Origin of the sequence: Sutcliffiella tianshenii, from assembly GCF_016908565.1 — a bacterium.
GTDB lineage: Bacteria > Bacillota > Bacilli > Bacillales > Bacillaceae_I > Sutcliffiella_A > Sutcliffiella_A tianshenii.
Genome location: NZ_JAFBED010000005.1, coordinates 306,066 through 323,218, shown reverse-complemented (window position 1 = coordinate 323,218; position 17,153 = coordinate 306,066). Strand labels below are relative to the sequence as shown.

The 17,153-nt window shown below is 42.9% G+C and carries 19 protein-coding genes; 13 read left to right on the top strand and 6 right to left on the bottom strand.

The window, feature by feature from the left end; translation table 11 throughout:
* The first annotated feature begins 94 nt into the window (after positions 1 to 94).
* From JOC95_RS13540 to JOC95_RS13525, 4 genes are all read left to right on the top strand, one after another.
* Complete coding sequence (locus JOC95_RS13540) at positions 95 to 952, top strand: VOC family protein (protein WP_204417193.1); 858 nt, start codon at positions 95 to 97, stop codon at positions 950 to 952.
* A gap of 102 nt (positions 953 to 1,054) precedes the next feature.
* Positions 1,055 to 2,056, top strand: a complete 1,002-nt coding sequence (locus JOC95_RS13535) for a DUF3231 family protein (RefSeq protein ID WP_204417191.1) — start codon at positions 1,055 to 1,057, stop codon at positions 2,054 to 2,056.
* A 129-nt stretch (positions 2,057 to 2,185) separates the two neighbouring features.
* On the top strand, positions 2,186 to 2,395 hold the full coding sequence (locus JOC95_RS13530; RefSeq protein WP_204417189.1) for a hypothetical protein: 210 nt from the start codon (positions 2,186 to 2,188) through the stop codon (positions 2,393 to 2,395).
* A 127-nt stretch (positions 2,396 to 2,522) separates the two neighbouring features.
* Complete coding sequence (locus JOC95_RS13525; RefSeq protein ID WP_204417187.1) at positions 2,523 to 3,230, top strand: DNA alkylation repair protein; 708 nt, start codon at positions 2,523 to 2,525, stop codon at positions 3,228 to 3,230.
* A 109-nt stretch (positions 3,231 to 3,339) separates the two neighbouring features.
* Here JOC95_RS13525 and JOC95_RS13520 read toward each other — a convergent pair whose 3' ends face one another.
* The gene (locus tag JOC95_RS13520; protein ID WP_204417185.1) at positions 3,340 to 3,519 is read right to left on the bottom strand and encodes a hypothetical protein; all 180 of its coding nucleotides are present in this window, start codon (positions 3,517 to 3,519) and stop codon (positions 3,340 to 3,342) included.
* Positions 3,520 to 3,656: 137 nt separating this feature from the next.
* Entirely contained in the window at positions 3,657 to 4,625 is a 969-nt protein-coding gene (locus tag JOC95_RS13515; protein ID WP_204417183.1) for a ring-cleaving dioxygenase, read from the bottom strand.
* Positions 4,626 to 4,822: 197 nt separating this feature from the next.
* On the opposite strand from JOC95_RS13515, the gene JOC95_RS13510 reads away from it, so the two are divergent.
* Both JOC95_RS13510 and proC read left to right on the top strand, forming a co-directional pair.
* On the top strand, positions 4,823 to 6,091 hold the full coding sequence (locus JOC95_RS13510; protein WP_204417181.1) for a hemolysin family protein: 1,269 nt from the start codon (positions 4,823 to 4,825) through the stop codon (positions 6,089 to 6,091).
* Between the two features lie 121 nt (positions 6,092 to 6,212).
* Positions 6,213 to 7,025 carry a pyrroline-5-carboxylate reductase gene (gene proC / locus JOC95_RS13505; RefSeq protein ID WP_204417334.1) on the top strand — a complete coding sequence of 271 codons (813 nt, stop codon included), beginning with the start codon at positions 6,213 to 6,215 and terminating at the stop codon, positions 7,023 to 7,025.
* Positions 7,026 to 7,084: 59 nt separating this feature from the next.
* Here the strand turns inward: proC and msrB are convergent, their stop codons facing one another.
* Positions 7,085 to 8,038 carry a peptide-methionine (R)-S-oxide reductase MsrB gene (gene msrB / locus JOC95_RS13500; RefSeq protein WP_239582918.1) on the bottom strand — a complete coding sequence of 318 codons (954 nt, stop codon included), beginning with the start codon at positions 8,036 to 8,038 and terminating at the stop codon, positions 7,085 to 7,087.
* A 355-nt stretch (positions 8,039 to 8,393) separates the two neighbouring features.
* On the opposite strand from msrB, the gene JOC95_RS13495 reads away from it, so the two are divergent.
* Entirely contained in the window at positions 8,394 to 9,458 is a 1,065-nt protein-coding gene (locus tag JOC95_RS13495; protein WP_204417179.1) for an SDR family oxidoreductase, read from the top strand.
* Positions 9,459 to 9,551: 93 nt separating this feature from the next.
* Here JOC95_RS13495 and JOC95_RS13490 read toward each other — a convergent pair whose 3' ends face one another.
* Positions 9,552 to 9,800: a hypothetical protein gene (locus JOC95_RS13490; protein ID WP_204417177.1), complete on the bottom strand. Its 249-nt coding sequence runs from the start codon at positions 9,798 to 9,800 to the stop codon at positions 9,552 to 9,554.
* Positions 9,801 to 10,011: 211 nt separating this feature from the next.
* Here JOC95_RS13490 and JOC95_RS13485 point away from each other — a divergent pair, with 211 nt between their 5' ends.
* Complete coding sequence (locus JOC95_RS13485) at positions 10,012 to 10,413, top strand: fluoride efflux transporter FluC (RefSeq protein ID WP_204417175.1); 402 nt, start codon at positions 10,012 to 10,014, stop codon at positions 10,411 to 10,413.
* A complete protein-coding gene (gene crcB, locus JOC95_RS13480; protein ID WP_239582891.1) occupies positions 10,410 to 10,808 on the top strand; it encodes a fluoride efflux transporter CrcB in 399 nt (132 codons plus the stop codon). The genes JOC95_RS13485 and crcB overlap by 4 nt, the downstream gene beginning before the upstream one ends.
* Positions 10,809 to 10,884: 76 nt before the next feature.
* Here the strand turns inward: crcB and JOC95_RS13475 are convergent, their stop codons facing one another.
* Positions 10,885 to 12,189 (bottom strand): ATP-binding protein, encoded by a 1,305-nt coding sequence (locus tag JOC95_RS13475; RefSeq protein WP_204417173.1) that lies wholly within the window; start codon positions 12,187 to 12,189, stop codon positions 10,885 to 10,887.
* A 115-nt stretch (positions 12,190 to 12,304) separates the two neighbouring features.
* Between JOC95_RS13475 and JOC95_RS13470 the strand changes: the two genes are divergently transcribed.
* On the top strand, positions 12,305 to 12,592 hold the full coding sequence (locus JOC95_RS13470; RefSeq protein ID WP_204417171.1) for a hypothetical protein: 288 nt from the start codon (positions 12,305 to 12,307) through the stop codon (positions 12,590 to 12,592).
* A gap of 21 nt (positions 12,593 to 12,613) precedes the next feature.
* Here the strand turns inward: JOC95_RS13470 and JOC95_RS13465 are convergent, their stop codons facing one another.
* Positions 12,614 to 13,123: a MerR family transcriptional regulator gene (locus JOC95_RS13465; RefSeq protein WP_204417169.1), complete on the bottom strand. Its 510-nt coding sequence runs from the start codon at positions 13,121 to 13,123 to the stop codon at positions 12,614 to 12,616.
* 290 nt (positions 13,124 to 13,413) lie between these two features.
* On the opposite strand from JOC95_RS13465, the gene JOC95_RS13460 reads away from it, so the two are divergent.
* The 3 genes from JOC95_RS13460 to JOC95_RS13450 all read left to right on the top strand — a co-directional run bounded on the left by JOC95_RS13460 (position 13,414) and on the right by JOC95_RS13450 (position 17,023).
* A complete protein-coding gene (locus JOC95_RS13460) occupies positions 13,414 to 14,715 on the top strand; it encodes a helix-turn-helix domain-containing protein (protein WP_204417167.1) in 1,302 nt (433 codons plus the stop codon).
* Positions 14,716 to 14,727: 12 nt separating this feature from the next.
* Positions 14,728 to 14,892 (top strand): hypothetical protein, encoded by a 165-nt coding sequence (locus JOC95_RS13455; protein WP_204417165.1) that lies wholly within the window; start codon positions 14,728 to 14,730, stop codon positions 14,890 to 14,892.
* Positions 14,893 to 15,100: 208 nt separating this feature from the next.
* A complete protein-coding gene (locus JOC95_RS13450) occupies positions 15,101 to 17,023 on the top strand; it encodes a S8 family serine peptidase (protein WP_204417163.1) in 1,923 nt (640 codons plus the stop codon).
* Positions 17,024 to 17,153: the final 130 nt, after the last annotated feature.

Genomic DNA, 17,153 nt, shown 5'->3' with positions numbered 1-17,153 from the left:
TTAATAGGTTATAAAAATATAATAAGTTACATAAAGTAAGTGACTTGTTGAACTGTGATTTTATATAGATTAATCATTCAGGGAGGAAAATGATATGACAGGTTTTCATGAGGCACCAAATACTTTTGTCGGGGAAGTAGTTATTACCGTGGCAGACATAGATCGTTCATTGGCATTCTATCAAGAATTCATTGGATTCAAAGTGCTCAAAAAGTCGGAGAAAAAGGCAACTTTAACGGCAGATGGCATGACGGCTCTTTTATCGATTGAGCAGCCTGAAGATGTTTCACCTAAAGGGCGACGCACAACAGGACTTTACCATTTTGCAATTTTGTTGCCTGATAGACGGAATCTGGGAAGTTTCATCCAGCATTTGATTCAAAATAAACACTCCATCCAAGGCGCATCCGACCATCTGGTCAGTGAAGCATTGTACATGGCAGACCCGGACGGAAATGGGATAGAAGTATATACAGACCGGCCATCATCATCATGGAATTGGCAGGGACAGGAAGTCGAGATGACTTCCGAAGCGCTGGATATCCAAAGCATCCTTTCTGAATCGGAAGGTACCGAGTGGAATGGACTTCCAAGCGGAACAAGGATGGGGCATATCCATTTGCATGTTGCAGAACTCGCGGAAAGTGCAAACTTTTATACAAAAGGACTTGGATTTGATATCGTGAACCGCTATGGCGGCCAGGCGCTGTTCCTTTCAAGCGGGAAGTATCACCACCATATCGGCTTAAATACTTGGAATGGGGTGGGAGCCCCGAAGCCAGAAAACAATAGCGTAGGGCTCAAGCATTTTACTCTTGTGATCCCAAGTGAAGAGATGTTCGAGAAGATTATTTCGCAGTTAAAAGATGTCAGTGCGGAAATCTTAAAAAATGATGAGGGAATTTTTACAATAGATCCTTCCGGTAACAGAATAAAGCTTTTGGTCGGCTAGATTATAACAGATTCCTGAGGGAGTCTGTTTTTTATATGAATAAAGGGCACGGAAATATCAAAAGATAGGCACAAACTATTTTCTACAGGTTAGGAGAAGGACATGAAAGAACATAATATTCAGCTGACTACTCCAGAAATTGCTGCATTATGGACTTCTTACATACAGCATAGTGCGACAATGTGTTTTTATAAGCACTTCTTGCAACAACTTGAGGATTCTGAAATTGCCGAAATTGTAAAAAGTGCCTTGTATTTGGAGGAAGTTTATAACAGGGAAATAGAAAATATTTTTCTGAATGAAGGATTTCCTATCCCTGATGGATTCACCGATAAGGATATTAACTTATCCGCACCTCCCTTATATACGGATCTATTCGCGCTGAGTTATGTATATCGTGTCGGACAGATGGTGTTGCCATTCTATTCGACTACCCTCACCAAAGTTGCCCGGAAGGATATTGTCGAGTTCTACGACACATGCCTCAAAAACTCCACCAAGCAATATAAAAAGTCCTTGAATTTGATGCTAAGCAAAGGGATCTATGATCGGCCACCAAAAATCCCTTATCCAAAAGAAGTGGAGTATATGAAAGTGGAGCCGAAACTCTTCTCTTCTTTGTTGGGGGATAAGAGACCGTTGAATGTGATGGAGCTGGGGGAAATTTTCTACGCGATTGAAAGGAACTACATTGGCTTGGTCATGTTGATGGGACTCATACAAGTCACGAAGGATAAAGAGATTAAAGACTATTTGATTAAAGGGAAAAAGTTGGCCGAAAAACAGGTCGAGATATTTAATAAGGTGTTAAAGAAAGATGAACATATCGGTAATATACCTGTAAGCATGGAAGTGACAGATTCCATGATCTCTCCTTTTTCGGATAGGCTCGTATTATTCCTGATTACAGCTACGACCTCAGCTGGCATCCAATTGCTGTCCTATGCATTATCTACCTCTATCAGAAGGGATTTGTCGATGCATTATGCGCTTTTGATTGCGGAGATAGCCAAGTACGGAGGAGAGGGACTCGACCTGATGATCAAGAGGGGATGGATGGAGCAGATGCCCCAATCCCTTGATCGGAGTAATCTATACCAATAGTCATAAGTCTCAACCAATTATCTTGTTTAATTGATTGAGTGTCCATGCTATAATGAGGAACCAAAGTAATTATTATGGAACGGATGCGAAACAAGCCTCCGCTTAGCGAAAATATGGAGGTGTAAGAGAATGAATAAACGATGGACAATCAGCAAGATCAATGAATTTGTCGAGAAAAATTCCGAAAGTAAGTTACTGACGACGGAATATCACGGGTTCTCACAAAAATTACTATTTAAATGTTCCTGCGGCAGCAATTTTGAGAAGACTTTCACGAAATTCAAAAATAATCATCAACGTAAATGTGACGTATGCCAACCGCCGAAAGAAGCAAGATGACTATAGAGTGATATACAGAATGCCGATTTCTTTTAACAAGAAATCGGCATTTTTTTACCATGAAAAAGGATTTACGATTTCTACCTAGTATACATAGATAAAGCAAAATATTGATGAGGTGTAAAATATGATTCTACAGGAATTGATGATTGAGCTTGAAGCTCTTGGGTCGGAACAGACGAAAAATATCTATTATAATCACGGGGCTCAGGGTGAAGTGTTTGGAGTGAAAGTGGGAGATCTGAAAAAGCTTGTGAAGTATGTCAAAAAGAATCAGGCATTAGCTTTGGAACTCTTTGAAACTGGTAATCATGATGCCATGTATTTGGCTGGCTTAGCTGTAAACCCAAAAGAGATGACAAAGGAGCAGCTGCAGGTTTGGGTGGAAAAGGCATCCTGGTATATGCAGTCTGAATATACAGTGGCAAGTGTTACGGCAGAAAGTCCATACGCAATGGAGCTGGCAAGGGAATGGATACATTCGAGTGATGAACAGATAGCTACAGCCGGATGGAGTGTATATGCCAATTATCTATCGATAACGGATGACAGCTTACTTGATAAAGAGGAACTTCGCAGGTTGCTTCATCATGTCAAAGAAACGATCCATGAAGAAAAGAACAGGGTAAGATATGTAATGAACGGTTTTGTCATATCTGTCGGATGTTATGTGAAGGAACTTCATGAGGAGGCAATGGAGGTGGCCGGGCATATCGGAAAAGTGTATGTGGATGTTGGGCAGACAGCGTGTAAAGTGCCCTTGGCAACAGAGTATATCCAAAAGGTCGAGACAAGGGGAAAGTTGGGTGTGAAAAGGAAAACGTGTATTTGTTGATAACAAAACGGGTGGCTAATTGCCACCCGTTCATTTTTTAATGCTTTGTCACATAATGATTCATGTCATGCTGTACTTCCCTATTAATATACCGAGAAATACCAAAATGTTATTTGTTTATTAAAGATCGCACTCCGTAAAAAATCAAAACAATGGAGAATACCAGGATTGAAATGACGCCGATAACTGCAGCGATTGGATCCAATGCTGCTAAAGTACCTGTAAGCGGAACCCTGATCAGTGCAAAACCAGCTAGAATACAAGCCAGGAATAAAATCGTTCTATCCATGAAAACACCCTCCTTTCCCTGATATTATATGCAGGAGAAAAAAAAGGGTAGCGGATACATGGTGGGTGTTTGACTCAATTGCTTAGAATAAACGAGCAAGGACCATGGATATACCAGTGGTCCTTGTTTTCCTTCTGTCAATTTATCTCAAGCGGACGGAGGCTTGCCTCAATCTCCTTTCTCTTTGGTTCGAGAAAAGGTGGCAATGCCAGTCTTTCTCCCATGGTCTCGAGAGGTTCATCTGCAGTGAAGCCAGGAGTGTCTGTTGATAATTCGAACAGGATGCCGTTTGGTTCTCTGAAATAGAGGGCCTTGAAATAGTAGCGCTCCACTTCCCCGGAGTTCGGCAAACGGATTTCACGTATGCGTTGTACCCATAGGTTGAACTCTTCCTGGTTAGGTATCCGGAAGGCTACGTGGTGGACGCCGCCCCGGCCAAGCTTCTCTTGTGGGAGGTCGGGGCGGGTTTCAATATGAACTTCTGCTCCAGGCCCGCCCTCACCGGTTGCATATACCTCCACATCAGGAAAATCCCCTTTCAGAGAAGGATAGGAACCTGCGTATCTGAAGCCCATGATATTTTTCAGGATACTGGTAGTTGGGGGGGCGGACTTTACAGTTAAGGTTACAGGACCTAATCCGATGATGGCATGCTCCTTCGGAATATCGGACTTTTCCCATGGGACGCCAGCTGCAACACCGTTCTCTCCGTTATCGGCAACCAGTATCAGTTTGGTTCCTTCATGGTCTTCAAAATGGAGCGTATCCCGCCCCGCTCTTTTTTCTATTTCTCCATGCTTCACTTGGAGTGTCTGGAACCTTTCCTTCCAGAATCGAAGGGATTCCGTAGTGGCCACCCTTAGCGAAGTGGAGGAGATGCTTGACACTCCTTCGTATGTGCGTCCCAGGTTTGGAATATCAAAAAAGGTGATTTCCGTGCCGGGATTCCCTTTTGCATCTCCGTAAAATAAATGGTATGAGGATGTATTATCCTGATTGACAGTCTTTTTTACCAATCGCATACCTAATATATCAGTGAAAAATTGATAGTTTTTTTCAGCTTTTCCTGTAAGGATAGAGACATGGTGGAGTCCTAAAAGATTCATCTTCATTCTCCTTCATCATTTTATCTTGAATTCGAGATAATTATAACATATGAATGATGTGGTTGGAAATATCTTAGAAACAAGGATGAATTATCAGGAAAATTAAAAAAATTTAAAATAAATTTCGCATATTTATTGCTAAAAGTGGTATTTGTAAATATATTTATAGTATCAATATGTAGGAGAGTGATGGAAACTTGGACAGTATACCCTATGACTCGATAATTATATTAGGGGCATTGTTATTATTATCAGGATATTTTTCAGCTTCAGAAACAGCAATTACGAGCGTCAACAAAGTGAGGCTTCGTAATCAGGCTGAAAGCAACAATGCGAAAGCAAAACGCTCATTGAAGATGGCGGATAATTTTGACCAGAGCATTTCAACCATCTTGATCGGGAACAATATCGTGAACATTGCACTTGCTGCGATTGCTACGAATATTGCCACCCAGGTCTATGGTAGTGAAGGAAGTACCCTGCTCATATCCACCACGGTAATCACCATCCTGGTCCTGATATTCGGTGAGATCTTGCCTAAATCTTTAGCGAAGCAATTTGCGGAAAAGTATCTACTATTAATATCAGCTTCTTTAATGACAGTCATGAAACTCTTTTTCCCGATCACATGGTTGTTTGTCCAACTGAAGGTAGGTGTCAACAGGCTTATCGGGGCTGGTAAGGATGAACCTACTGTTACAGAGGAAGATGTAAAGGCAATGGTGGAAATCGGTGAAGAAGAAGGGATTTTTCTCACTCAGGAACGAGAATTGCTGCATAACGCCATTGCGTTCGATGATATCATCGTAAAGGATATCCTGACGCCAAGACCGGACGTAGTAGCAATTTCCATTGAGACATCCATTGAAGAGATCAAGGAAATATTCATACATGAAAAGTATTCCCGTTTACCTCTATATGATGGATCGATCGACAATATCATCGGTGTCATCTCACACCGGGATTTCTTTGCCCAATATGTCCAAAATCCTAATTTTACCTTGATGGATATCAGTCGTGCCCCTTTCTTCGTGATTGGTTCTGCGAAAATATCCAACCTCTTAAAAGAGCTGCAAAGCTCACAAAACCATCTGGCCATTGTACTGGATGAGTATGGAGGAACGGCAGGTATCATTTCGATTGAAGATATCATTGAAGAAATTGTCGGGGAAATTTGGGATGAGCATGATGAGAACGAAGATTATATCGAAGTCATCGATGAACGGATGTTCCGTATGGACGGCCGACTTCCGGTTGAGGAGTTTTCCGAACTGCTGCAATTGGAAGTGGAAGAGTCTTCTGCAAATACTTTAAGCGGCTGGATTTCCGACACCCTCGGCTACTTGCCCAAGAAGGGTGAAAAAGTGGAGTGCGAAAGCTTTACCATCCACATAGAGGAAGTAAAAAAACACCGCATCCAAAAGGTAGTCGTGGAACGGAACCTCGAAATCGTCTTTTCGGCATAAAAATGCTCACCGCCCTAAGCGGTGTGTTTTTTTATGGGGACAGGTTCAGTGTAGCGTTGTACAGACCTTATCCATTCTTATATAATACGATTCATACAGTATAGGAGTGAAGATGATGAACATGAAAAAACAAATAGGATTTATCGGATGCGGAAAAATGGCACAGGCTATCATTGGCGGACTGCTGAAGTCTAAACTTTATGAGCCGGACCAGATAGTTGCCAGTGCGAGAACGGAAAAAACAGTGACGCAGGTTTCACAGAGGTTTCAAATCAAGGCAGGCTTACATAATGGAGAAGTGGCAAAGCATGCTGACATCCTGATACTGGCGGTGAAGCCTGATTTGCATGGTGCTGTAATTGAGGAAATCAAGGGGGCTGTAAAAGAAGATGCGGTGATCATTACCATTGCTGCCGGGATTACATTGAACTTTTTGGAGGGAGCCTTCCAAAAAAGAATCAAGGCGGTACGTGTGATGCCGAATACCCCATCACTGGTAGGTGAAGGCATGAGCGCTATTTGTGCAAACGAGCAGGTTTTAAGGGAAGAACTGCAGGAGGTAATCAGGCTATTTGAAAGCTTTGGTCAGGCGGAAGTAGTGACAGAACAGCTGATGGATGCGATACCTGCTGTCAGCGGATCTTCGCCTGCTTATGTCTATATGTTCATCGAAGCATTGGCCGATGGAGCGGTGCAGCAAGGAATCCCGCGCGAACAGGCCTACAAGCTGGCAGCCCAGGCTGTACTTGGAGCCGCCAAAATGGTATTGGAGACAGGCAAGCATCCAGGCGAGCTGAAGGATAATGTCTGTACACCGGGCGGGGCAACCATTGAAGCCGTAACTACTTTGGAAAAACAGGGCTTCCGTGCCGCAGTCGTATCTGCCATGGAGGCATGCACAAAAAAGTCCAAGGCGCTCGCGGGCGAAAGGTAGGACAAATCAAAAAGCACTTTTCCGATTGATAAGGGAAAAGTGCTTTTAATTTGCTCTGCCTAATCAAAAATTCCCACAAATTCTCCGTATCCTTCTTCTGTTAAATCTTCTTTTGCGATAAATCGAAGTGCAGCCGAGTTCATGCAGTAGCGGAGGCCTGTCGGTTCAGGACCATCATCAAAGACATGACCGAGGTGTGAATTCCCAAGTTTGCTGCGGACCTCTGTACGGACGGTGAACAGGGCGCGGTCCTCAAGCTCCACTATATTTTCCTCGACCAAAGGCTTAGTAAAGCTAGGCCAGCCGGTACCGGAATCGTATTTGTCCAAGGAGCTGAATAGGGCTTCGCCGGAAACGATATCCACATAGATGCCTTCCCCTTCGAAATCCCAATATTCATTGTTGAATGGCTCCTCGGTTCCTTCCTCCTGTGTGACAAAATACTGCTCCTCGGTCAGAACGGATTTCAGTTCCTCCTTGGAAAGATGAAGCAGGGAGTTGTCTACAGCCTTTACAACAGGTGTAATGAAACGTTCGTCTCCCCAAGCTTTTTCAAGAAAGTCGTCTCGACCGGAATTGTTGCGATAGTAATCATAACGGACCGGATTTTTCAGATAGTAGTCCTGATGATAATCTTCTGCGATATAAAAGTTCTCAGCCTCAAGGATTTCCGTCACAATAGGCTTTTCAAACCGCCCGGATGTTGTCAGTTCTTCCTTTGATTTCTCAGCTTCCGTCATTTGTTCGGCATTGTGGACAAAAATGGCTGATCGATAGGGAGAGCCTCTATCGACAAATTGCCCTTCTGCATCGGTGGGATCGACCTGTCTCCAAAATACATCCAGAAGGGTGGAATACTCGATGATATTGGGGTTATAGGTGACGACCACCGCCTCCACATGGCCTGTCGTACCAGTAGTCACTTCATTATAGGAGGGATTTTCGACTTGCCCTCCAGTATAGCCGGAAACCACCTCATAAACTCCGGGTAGTTTCTCAAAAGGAGGTTCCATGCACCAAAAGCATCCACCTGCAAATGTGGCATAGGCGATATTTGCATCTTCCCTATATTCAAAAGGGACACTGCCAAGCGACTTTTCTGTTACGGAAGCGAAAATCTTGGGTATAAAAAAATAGGCTGCCAATCCAATAGCCATCAGAAAAATGATTCCCCAAAATTTTTTCATCACAGACTCCCTTCAAGACACCTTTTTTGTTTCATTATACCCGATAGGGCAGATCATCTGCCAACATTGATAGGCTCGTTGAAATCTTCAATATTTTCCAAGTTTTGATTTAACAAGGATTCTATATTAAGATTGTAGTAGTGTTGATTGAAAATCATGCTTCAACAATGGAGGAACTTCTATGAATATATTTTTAACGGGTGCTACTGGATTTCTTGGGGGCAGGCTTATCCGCAACCTATTGGAAGAAGGTCACACTGTTCATATACTGGCACGAAATATAGAAAAAGCCAATGCTTTGAAGGGGAATCTTCCTCTATCCTTACAGGGGAGGGTCCATATCCTTCAAGGTGATATTGTTCTGCCGAATTTTGGAATATCAAAGGCTGTGCTAGATTCCCTGTCAAATAACGTTGACATCTTCTATCATCTGGCGGCCCTTGTGAAATTCGACCATGACCTGCATGATACGTTAATGCAAATGAATTACACGGGAACGAAAGAGGCGCTAAAGGTTGCAGAAAAACTGGGTGCAACGAAATTCATCCACGTGAGTACAGCTTATACGGTCGGGAAATCAAATGAAGGTGCAGAGGAATTATATGAAACGACCCAAAGGTTCAATAATCCCTATGAAGAGAGTAAGGTCCTTGCAGAGCATGAGGTATTTCGTTACCGAGACAAAATGGATGTTTCCATCTTCAGGCCGGCCATCATTGTGGGCGATTCCAAAACAGGTGAAGCGGATTCCGCCTTTACACTTTATGGGTTCATGAGGGGTCTTGAACTATTCAAGCGCCGTCTGGATCGTAAAGACAGTAATGAGAAGGTGCATCTTGTCGGTTCTAAAGATGGCACATCCAATTTGGTGCCAGTCGATTATGTAGCTGATATTTTAACCATCGCGGCTACAAAGGCCGAAAAAAATACAATCTATAACATTACGAATCCATCACCACCGAAAAACAGGGAAATATTGAATACCATCAAAAATCATCTTCAATTCGATAACCTCGGCATCTATGAAAAAGGGACAAGTTTTTCGCTATCTCCTGTTGAAGAACAACTCAACGGAATGCTGCAAGTGTTTGATCCGTATCTGGATCGCAGCATTGCCTTTAGCGATCGCAATACCCAGAAATTGATCGCCGATAGCCCGATTGCTCATCTGAATATGACTGATGAGATCCTGAATATTATTGTAAGGGCCTACTTTGAACCGGATTTGGAAAAGGTTGAGCTCTAAACAAGAAGAAGCTGGCAAATAGTGCCAGCTTCTTTTTTAGGCCGAGGGATGCCATTTGGAGGCTTTAGTCCCTCATGTGACAATCATGGTATCTTATCTGGCTTCCTCGGACTGTTCATCTTCCTTCAAAATTTGGGTGAGTTTTTTTCTGTTCAAGGAAATGGCGCGCTCGGAAAGCGCCCTTTTCAATGAAAGCGGGTAATCTTCTGCAAGCTCATTCCGGACAAATGAAAGATGACGTTGTAATTTCTCCTGTGATAAAGTGGTGCGCACCTTCATTCCTTCATTGGCAATCTTTTCACCTCTGACGTCGCTCATTTGATTTCTTTCCTGCTGATCCACGAAATACTCCTCCTAAGGTAGAGTTGGTCTATTCTATATTATTCCCAGCAAACTATAACCAATACAGCTCCCCAAAAGAAAAAATCCCCCTCCATGAATCCTCATGCCCACCTCTATACGCAACACATCCCTGTGAATTATCACTTCAATTGTATTACAATAGAATTAAATTATTGTAAGGGGCCAGACCCCGGAAGGTGAATGAAGGTTTATGGCGAATGTGCTGGCGGTTTTTGTTGGGGGAGCGGTAGGTGCTTCTTTGCGGTATTGGATTAATGTTGGGGTGCTGGGGTTTGGGTTTCCGCTGGGGACGGTGGTGGAGAATTTGCTTGGCAGTTTTTTGCTGGGTGTTCTTAGTGGGGTTTTCCTGGTGGTGCAGGGAAGGGAATGGGTGAAGGTTGGCCTTGGGGTAGGATTGTGTGGTGGATTTACCACGATGTCCACGTTTGGTGGCGACGCCGTTCATTTGTGGATGGATGGACTGATGCTTGAGGCTGCATCCTATGTCACTATTTCCGTTATCTTTGGGATAGCATTGGCGTTCCTTGGAATCCAATTGGGTACCAAGGCTTGCGCTCACTATCTTAAGTCCGGAAAGGTTGGGGCGGAATGATGCATGAAGGCATGCAACAGCTGTTGGTTGCCCTGGGTGGTGGCACCGGTGCTGTTGCCAGGTATTTAACTGGAAAAATCATCATGAGGCTTTACCCATCCCCGAGAATTCCTGTCTCCATGCTTACAGTCAATATAGCCGGTTCAATTGGATTGGGGCTGTTGATGGGCCACCTCCACGAAGAACCTGAACTCTATGGGAACCTGCCATTTCTTTTAGTGGGTATCGGCTTTTTGGGGGCATTCACTACTTTTTCCACATTCAGTATGGAGGCAGTGCAACTGCTGAGAGAAGGATCTGTAAAGAAAGCGGCACTATACATCCTTTTGAGTGTACTAGGTGCAATGATTGGTTTTATTCTTGGTTTTGGCTTAATGTCCTTGTTACATATTTAAGATTCATTGAAGTATCCAACATACAAAAAAGTCCTCAAATCCATGAATGCCGTGGATAAGGACTTTTTTCAACTTATTAAGGAGAAACAGCTTTATGGCTTAGCCGGCTCTTTTTCTTGATATAAGCAGGAAGTGTCAACTGAATCACGTTTTTTCGGAGAATACCGCGTTTCACTCTAATATCTCCATTATGAGTGAATAGCACGGAAAAAGCGTCGTTAACTTGGTCGTTATGTATATGTTCAGATGGATACTGATAATTTTCAAGAAACTGAAGGGTGGCTGCATTCATACCTCGTCCCACATCAACCAATTCAAAAATGACATCGTTTCCTCTCCGGAAGTTTTTCACAGCAATCTTTCCCCCATTGACCGGCATTGCATCAAGGCATATTTTGAGGATACTTGTGAAAGATTCGGACAGAAGCTCCATGTTTCCCCGAAGACGGAGATTAGGCAATGGCCCGCTATCAATCTCGATGTGATTATTTGTAGCATAGGTATGCAACCGGACCATTACATGTTCTATGAGTTCTTTTGATGAAAAGGATTTTGCAGGGATTGTCTCTGATGATGTTGCCAGTTTGATGTAGGAATTGATGATGGACTCTGCACGATCCAATTCCGAGAGGATGATAGGAACATATTCTTTGTTCATTTGGTTGTGCTCCGCTCCGAGCAATTGAGTGAAGCCCTTTATCACTGTCAAAGGTTTATGCACCTCTTTTGATACATCCGGAGCAATGCTTGTTACATGCTGCAGCCTTCTCATGCGCTTCAACTGTTTTCTAAGATTACCAAGGTCGAGACTATACTCGATGAAGTAAATAAGGAGAAGCATTGAAAAACTTAGAATCAGCCAACTATATAGGAGGGTCGAATAATCTTCCATAACCGGTGACTCTCCTGCAATTGCCTGATAAAGAATGAAAGCAAAGGAGACTGGCAGTGTGGCAGTCATGAAAAAAACTGATAGCAGAATTTTTTTATTTTTAGGATAACCCTTCCATTTTTGTTGTAAAAAAACGGGTAAAAGCATGATGAATGGTACCGTGAGAAAAACGGAAAGGAAGCTGGTCGATCCAGATGAAAACAATGGATAGACAAATAAAATGAGAATCGTCAGGATCCCAGAAAGATAACCGCCGTATAGAATGGATATGGTGGCAGGGATGATTGCAAGATTAAAGGCATGGCCGTTCTGAAATACGATAGGAAAACTCATGCAGATGAGAACGGAAAAGACGCAGTACAAAAAAAACGTGCATTGCCTTTTTAATTCCGATATGTTAGGTTGGTATTTATTTTCTACGTGGTAATATAGAAATAAAGGTAGAAACAAAAAGAATAATTGTAGTAGAATATCTTTCAGTAGATTCATTGCGAGTCCCCTTAACCAGATGCGATAAGTACTATTATTCATTAACAAAGTACCATAAATAGAAAGAAAATTCTATATGTTTGACGAATTTTGTAAGAAAGTGGGCGAGTATCGTATGAATAATCCTGAAAGAATATTAGAGGCATATAAAGAGTTATGGAGTAACCGAACATTGTCACAGCCTGCAAAAAACGAGTCCGAGCAGCTTGCAGAAGCGATTCGTATAGAGCTGAAGGATGAGTTGACCCACCCCCGAACCAGAGTATCCCGTGACGCAAAATACTTTCTTGCGATCAAGCGAATATGCAATTCCTCCCTCGAGGAATCAGAAAAGCTTGCCTTGATCGAACAGTTCAATCATGTCATGGAACAGCTCCTGGAAGAAGACAAAAGAAAAAGCTGACTTGTAAGCCAGTCAGCTTCCTTACAGTCCAAAGATGGAACGGAACATTCCCCGCCGTTTGTTTTTAATCGGTTGGTCGAATATCAGGGGAGGCTCATATTTTTTTACATTTGGAGTCTGCAGCGTATGGATGTACTCCTCCAATTCCCCTATCCTTTTCGTGAGTTCTTCAATTTCCTTTCGTTGTTGGAGCAGCTGATAGGATACCACCTCATCCGCTTTTTGGTCCAACAATCTTTCTACTCTATTTATTCTGTCATATAAAAGGTCCATTTTCTGCTCCTTTGGCTCAAAAGGCGGGTTGATAGTGGAAGGTTCTGTACTTTGAAGGGGAGTTTCATAGTCATCAAGGGTACCGGCAACTTCAGAATTGGCTTTTAAGGTTTCCAATAAAGATATGGCTTTTTGGTCATATACATAATGTCCATAATCATTTTTGCTGCAAGGGATTTTATATTTCTGTACCCATTTGCGTATGGTTCTTGGGGCCATGCCTAACTCTTTAGCAACTTCATGTGTTTTTAATTCCATGTAATATCCCTCCCTTACAGAACATTATTAAACATTCAACGAAGAAATCCTTTAAGATAGACAAAACTAGTTACTGTTCGTCAAATAAAGTGAAAATATAACAAGACTGATTAATATGTGGGATGGTGGGGAAATATTCCCATTTAAAATATGCCTAGAAAACTATAAATAATGGTTACTAAATGGAATTAAGCCTTTTATAATAAAGAAGAGACAATACTTAGTTACATAGACTCACTCTTAGTAGTCTGAAAATTAAGAAAAATAGACACTATGGAGGAATGATCCATATGATGAAGATCGATCAACAATCTGCAAAGACAACTAAAATGGATATCGGTAGCAAGCTGAAGTTTTTTCGCATTCAGCGCAATTTAAAGCAAGAGGATCTGGCAAGGGGGATCATCTCGGTTTCCTATCTCTCAAAAATAGAAAACAATCTGACCTCACCTAGTGAAGAAGTATTACAGTTATTATGCGAGAGGCTAGGAGTCAGCCTGATCGAGCATCAGGACGAGACCATCCTTGGCGAGCTCATGTCCTGGTATAAATTGATGATCACAAGCAACAGCGACGAAATAAAGCTGCGCTACGAACAGCTTTCCCTGAAGATCCAGTCTGTCAATACGAAAACATATATGTATTTCATCTTGTTTGAACTCAGATATTACCTTTATCTGCGGGACCTCGAACAGGCCAAGCTGCTTATCGATAAGCTGGTGCAGTTCCATGATATCTTTGATTTGCAGATGCATTATTATTTTAAAAAATTCCATGCGATTTTCAGCTACCGGCTGAACAATTACTCCGAAGCACTTGAGCACCTGAAAGAGGCCGAGAAGCTATTGCAGCGAAGTACAGTTTTTGAAAGTGCGGAGGAGGCAGATCTTTATTACCTTTTCGGTCTCACCTATAGCCAGACGACAAAAGTGCCCTTGAGCATCACGCATACATCGAAGGCACTGCATATCTTCCAGGCCATCTATGATTTGAAACGGAGTGCGGAATGTCAGGTGCTTCTGGGAATCTGTTATCGCAGGATCGGGGAATACGACAGATCCGAGGAAAGCTACCTTTTGGCACAGAAGCTTTCAGAATCATTGAATAACACGTATCTACAGGCACTGATCTATCATAATCTAGGGAAATTGTACTCCATCCGGAAACATCACCCGCAGGCAATCGAAGAATTTGAGAAGAGTTATTATCTGAAAGAGGGTAGGAACCTGGAAAGTAAGCTTGATTCCATCTATTGCCTGCTGATAGAGTACGATCACCTTGGGGATATCGAACAGTGCAAAAAATGGCTTCAACTTGGTAAATCCCTGATTGGGGATCCACAGGAACATATCGAGCATCATTATTATTTCACCATTTTCGAATATATTTTAGAAGGCAATTATGATGACCTAGACACATTTTTCTTGGAAGTGGCGCTCCCTTATTTCCAGCAGCATGACTTCAAGGAGCCAATTATAAAATATGCAGAAAAACTAGCCGTCTACTTTGAAAAGTGCTACAAATACAAAAAAGCGAGTTACTTCTATTCATTGTGTTACCAGGAACTAAAGAAGCAAACATTTTTATACTAAGGAGAGGGTAAGATGAAAAAATCAATACTATTATGCTTGTTGCTTGGTTTCATTTTCTCTGGTGGTCATGATGTTTTTGTTTCACAATCTGCCGAGCCGGTGGTAGAGATGGCTGGCCCGCCGGATATGGTTTCCCCTTTAAAGGATGAGCATCCGGACCCGCTTCCAAACGGTTGATTCCACAAGCACACGTAAGTCCCCCAAGGGATCATGCGTGTGCTTTTTGTTTTGTCTTCTAACTTTTGGCAGTGCTTTTCCATTGGGAAAGTCAAAGAGAAAAAAGGATAAGATACCGCGATTTATATTTGAATTTTCCCAATATAAAGTATTCCTTTTGTGTGCTAAATTAAGGGGGAGTAATGAATCGAGAGGAGTGGAGTTTAGGATGAGAAAGAAAAACAAGGTGTTTTTATCAGTTTTATCTGCAGCAGCGATTCTTTCGACAGTTGCGTTAAGCAATCCATCTGCAGGTGGTGCAAGGAATTTTGATCTGGATTTCAAGGGGATTCAAACGACCAGCGAGGCTAAGGGTTTCTCCAAGCAGGGGCAGACAGGTGCTGCAGCGTTCCTTGTGGAATCTGAAAATGTGAAGCTTCCAAAGGGATTGCAAAAGAAGCTTGAAACAGTCCCGGCAAATAACAAACTTCACATTGTTCAATTCAATGGGCCAATCTTAGAAGAAACAAAAATGCAACTGGAGAAAACAGGAGCAAAGATCCTCGACTACATACCTGATTATGCATATATCGTCGAGTATGAGGGCGACGTGAAATCAGCAACCAGCTCCATTGAGCACGTGGAATCCGTTGAGCCTTACTTACCAATATACAGAATAGATCCCCAGCTTTTCACCAAAGGTGCTTCAGAACTTGTAAAAGCGGTCGCACTTGATACAAAGCAGAAGAATAGAGAAGTGCAATTAAGAGGAATAGATGAAATCGCGCAATACGCGGCAAACAATGACGTGCTCTACATTACGGCAAAGCCTGAATATAAATTGATGAATGATGTGGCACGAGGTATAGTCAAAGCGGATGTGGCACAGAGCAGCTACGGTCTGTATGGACAAGGACAGATTGTGGCGGTTGCCGATACAGGCCTTGATACAGGACGCAATGACAGCTCGATGCATGAAGCCTTCCGTGGGAAAATCACGGCATTATATGCCCTCGGTCGCACAAGCAATGCAAATGATACAAACGGACATGGTACCCATGTTGCGGGATCGGTGCTAGGTAACGGTTCCGCCAATAAGGGGATGGCGCCACAGGCGAATCTTGTCTTCCAATCTATCATGGATAGCGGTGGAGGACTCGGTGGACTGCCTTCCAATCTGCAAACCTTATTCAGCCAGGCATACAGTGCAGGTGCCAGAATTCACACGAACTCCTGGGGAGCTGCGGTTAATGGAGCTTACACGACAGATTCCAGAAATGTGGATGACTATGTACGAAAAAATGATATGACAATCCTTTTCGCTGCCGGAAATGAAGGGCCGAACGGTGGAACGATCAGTGCACCAGGTACAGCAAAAAATGCGATAACAGTAGGTGCTACGGAAAACCTCCGACCAAGCTTCGGTTCCTATGCGGATAACATCAACCATGTTGCCCAGTTCTCTTCACGCGGACCTACGAAGGATGGACGAATCAAGCCGGACGTCATGGCCCCTGGTACATTCATCTTATCAGCACGATCTTCCCTTGCACCGGATTCCTCCTTCTGGGCGAACCATGACAGCAAGTATGCCTATATGGGTGGAACCTCCATGGCTACACCGATCGTAGCAGGAAACGTGGCCCAGCTTCGTGAGCATTTTGTGAAAAATAGAGGCATCACTCCAAAGCCTTCTCTATTAAAAGCGGCATTGATCGCCGGAGCAGCTGATATCGGCCTTGGCTACCCGAACGGCAACCAAGGTTGGGGCAGGGTGACATTGGATAAATCCTTGAACGTTGCTTATGTGAATGAATCCAGTTCTCTTTCAACGAGCCAAAAAGCGACTTACTCGTTTACGGCTACTGCGGGCAAGCCGTTGAAAATCTCCCTGGTGTGGTCTGATGCACCTGCCAGCACCACTGCTTCTGTAACGCTTGTCAACGATTTGGATCTTGTCATTACAGCGCCAAATGGCACACAATATGTAGGAAATGATTTTACTTCGCCATACAATAATAACTGGGATGGGCGCAATAACGTAGAAAACGTGTTTATTAACGCGCCACAGAGCGGGACATATACGGTTGAGGTACAGGCATATAATGTGCCGGTCGGACCACAGACTTTCTCACTGGCAATTGTGAATTGATAGAATAATAGAAATTGAACCGCTGGCCTTTTGCCAGTGGTTTTTTGGTTGTCTTTTTTACAAACTTAATGAAAAGTGCAGGATTTCGTTTGAAATCAAGATAAAAGGGTAGAGGGACTGTATAGTTATA